At 77.8% G+C, this 979-nt stretch carries 1 protein-coding gene; it reads right to left on the bottom strand.

Translation table 11 applies throughout. The annotated features are described in order from the left end of the window. Positions 1-161: 161 nt before the first annotated feature. Positions 162-979, bottom strand: an 818-nt coding sequence (locus HMPREF0731_RS21845; RefSeq protein WP_007006428.1) for an efflux RND transporter periplasmic adaptor subunit, incomplete at its 5' end; no start/stop codon positions are given.

Here is a 979-nt window from a genome sequence, read left to right as displayed (position 1 = left end):
CCATTCGGCCAGGCACTCCACCTCCAGCCAGCCCAGGCGGAAGAAGCGGAAGCGGCCGGGATCCTCCAGCGTCCAGCCCGGCGCGCCATCGGCGCGGCGCGGGCCGGGATGCAGGCGCAGATCGCTGCGCAGGGCGGGCAGGGCGGCCGCGGGCAGCAGCATCACACCCCCAGCATGCGCCGCGCCGCCGCCAGCGGCCGCCGCAGCAGATAGTAGCCGAGGGTGACGCTGCCGCCCTCCAGCCGCGCCACGCCCTGGGCGCCGAGCCGCGCCATGGCCCCTTCCTCCGCCAGCCCGGCGCGGGCCTGGAAGGCGAGGCCGCCGCCCGGTGTCGCCTCGGCCTCGTAATTCACCCGCTCCAGCCGCGCGGCGAGGGGGGAGAGCGGGTCGGCATCGGGGAAGAAGCGCACCCTTGCCCCCTCGGGCAGCGGCACCGCCTCGGCCGCCGGCAGCCAGGCGCGCAGCGCCAGCTCGGCCGGGTCGGCCAGGCTCATCACCCGCTCGCCGGTGGCGACGGGGCGGCCGATCCAGGCCTGCGGGTCGTTCAGCAGCACGATGCCGGCGCGCGGCGCGCGCACCTCGACGCGCTCCAGCAGCTCCTCCGCCAGCCGGGCCTCCAGCGCCTTCTCCTCGGCCTGCAGGCGCAGCAGGCGGATCTGGTTGCGGCTGTCGGCATCGCTGAAGCCGCGCTGCTGGGCGCGGGCCAGCTCGGCCTCGGCCACGGCGCGCGCCTTCAGGGCGATGTCGCGGCGGTTGCGCAGCGTCACATCGTCCAGCCGGAACAGCGTCTGGCCCTCGGCCACCGCCTGGTTCGGCTGCACCAGCACCTGCCGCACCACCCCCTCGATCGGGGCGGCGACGGGCAGGGGGGTGCGCGCCACGATCTCGGCCGGGGCGAGGACCGAGAGCGGCACGGGCAGCAGCGCCAGCCCGGCCAGCCCGGCCAGGGCCAGCGCCGCCACGGCGCCGCGCAGCCCGG

It is taken from the genome of Pseudoroseomonas cervicalis ATCC 49957 (assembly GCF_000164635.1).
Taxonomy (GTDB): Bacteria; Pseudomonadota; Alphaproteobacteria; order Acetobacterales; family Acetobacteraceae; genus Pseudoroseomonas; species Pseudoroseomonas cervicalis.
This window is presented reverse-complemented; position numbering and strand designations above follow the sequence as displayed.